2 protein-coding genes and 1 pseudogene are annotated in these 2,230 nt (G+C 52.2%); 1 reads left to right on the top strand and 2 read right to left on the bottom strand.

What is annotated here, in order from left to right:
• On the bottom strand, positions 1–816 hold an 816-nt coding region (locus ACVBEF_RS21040; protein WP_447125845.1), incomplete at its 3' end, for a dynamin family protein.
• 34 nt (positions 817–850) lie between these two features.
• Positions 851–1,672 (bottom strand): bifunctional DNA-formamidopyrimidine glycosylase/DNA-(apurinic or apyrimidinic site) lyase, encoded by an 822-nt coding sequence (gene mutM, locus ACVBEF_RS21035; protein ID WP_447125844.1) that lies wholly within the window; start codon positions 1,670–1,672, stop codon positions 851–853.
• Between the two features lie 278 nt (positions 1,673–1,950).
• On the opposite strand from mutM, the pseudogene ACVBEF_RS21030 reads away from it, so the two are divergent.
• A pseudogene (locus tag ACVBEF_RS21030) lies at positions 1,951–2,230 on the top strand (tetratricopeptide repeat protein); the annotation flags it as partial.

The raw sequence follows: 2,230 nt of genomic DNA, 5'->3' as shown, positions 1-2,230 counted from the left end.
GTCAATTTTGTTCAACACCACCATGCGCCCAGCGCCGTTCCCGATATGCTCACGCCAGACCTCAATGTCGCTCTTGGTAACGCCTGTGTCGGCGGCTAAAACGAACAACACTGCGTGTGCATTTGGAATCAAATTGAGCGTCAGTTCCGGCTCAGTTCCAATCGCGTTTAATCCTGGCGTATCGATGATCACCAAACCTTCTTTTAAGAGCGGATGCGGAAAATTAACGATAGCGTGACGCCATTGCGAAATTTGCACCCTGCCCTCGGCATCCACGACGAGCGCCGCATCGAGGTCACTGTCGTCATACAGGCCGTAGCGTCTGGCCTCATCGAGCGGCACCCATTTTGTCAGACTGACTTGTTTAAACGCCTCCAGCATGCCATCCACAGAGGAAGTGTCGAGCGGCAACACAGTCCAGACGTGCGGCAAAGCGGTTTTATAGTCGCCAGTCGGCTGTCCATCGGCACGGGTTTCTATCGGTAGCAAGCGGATACAGGAAGGAAACGATGCGTCATAGAGCAATTCAGTTGGGCACATCGTCGTGCGCCCGGCAGATGACGGCAATATCCGCTGGCCATAACCGGCGAAAAAAATTGCATTGATTAACTCGGACTTGCCACGCGAAAACTCCGCAACAAACGCGATCGACAATGTATCGTCGGCCAGCCGCAGCAGGGCTCTGGCAATGCGCTGATCGCTGACGCTATCGTCTAACTGTGCGCCAGCGGTCCACGTCTGATAACGGGTTAACGCATCGACTACCGTAGTGCGCCAGGCGCTATAACCCTGAAATTCATTAATGAGATCACTCACTTCCCAACTCCCCTATTGGTCACTCTACAATTTATTATTTTTGACACGTCTTACAGTAAAAAGTAGAACGCTGCCCTTGCTTAATCTGCTCTATCGGCGCGCCACAAACCCGGCATGGCTGCCTGGCACGATCATAAACGAAATAACTCTGCTGAAAGTAGCCGGTACGGCCATCGGCACCAACAAAATCGCGTAATGTACTGCCGCCCTTTTCGATCGCCCGCGTCAAAATATCGCGAATCGCGCTAGCCAATTTAATATACCGTGCCGAGCCAATCCGATGCGCTGCAGTTTTAGGATTGATACCGGCCTGAAACAGGCTTTCACAGGCATAAATATTCCCGACGCCGACCACGATATCGCCAGCCAGCAATACCTGTTTGATGGGGGCGCTACGCCCACGCGTTTGTTGATACAGGATCTCACCCGAAAAAACCTCTTCCAGCGGCTCAAGACCGAGTCTTGCCAGCAACGTGTGTCCAAGAATCGGCCCATCCTCTGCGGCATGCCAGAGCACCGCGCCGAAACGACGTGGATCGGTCATCCGCATCAATTGCTGACCGACGACCAAATCGAAATGATCGTGCTTTTTAGGTAACGTCTCCAGCGGCATAATGCGTAAATTTCCCGACATACCCAAATGGACAATCAAAGTACCGTGATCAAAGTGAATCAGCAAATACTTACCGCGCCGCCCGGTGCTGCGGATGGTTTGGCCGCTCAAGTGCGTCGACAGATCAGGGGGAAAAGGCCAACGCAACCCGCTGCGTCGAAAAATAACCTCGGAAACAATACGGCCTTCAAGATGGGGCGCTACGCCACGTCTTGTCACTTCAACTTCGGGGAGTTCTGGCATAGCGCAATGGCAATCAAAAAATGTTGAATAATCCGTCGAGCGACAGATACTTTTAAGGACTTACACCAAGACAATCAGGATATATAAAGGTGTTGAGGCGATTTTACGTAGTCCTTCCAAGTTAAACCGAGAATCTACCCGGAAACCAGCATGCGTGTCCGCACGTTTGCCTCTGGTTGGGCGTAAAATCGGGAGCAACTTTAGAGTTACAGGATGAAGCCCTGCCAAATCCTATTAAAACTGCCCTATCAATCCGTTTTGCCAGTCAGGATAATGCCTTGAAAAAAGCTCTTGCCATTGTAACGCTCTCGACCTTGTTGTCTGCATGTGCAGGCATGGCGCCAACCAATAGCACAGGTAACACTAGTGGCGCCAAAGAGACGTCCACCGACCAAAGCGCGACAGCCGCCACCAAATCGGATGAAACCAAAACCAGCATCGCGGGCAAGACTGCCGATGAGCACTTGCCGGCGGTCGAATTAAGCGGTGAAATTCTCTTCAAAGCCGTCGTAGCGCACAGAGTAGGAAACGTCCATGCGATCGGCTGGCCGCAAGGCA

The organism is Glaciimonas sp. GG7 (assembly GCF_052976905.1).
Note: the sequence above shows the minus strand (reverse complement) of the source record. Positions and strands in the feature narration are given on the sequence as shown.

Coding starts and splice junctions, on each gene's coding strand:
- mutM (WP_447125844.1), bottom strand. CDS start 1,672: ATGCCAGAACTCCCCGAAGTTGAAGTGACAAGACGTGGCGTAGCGCCC.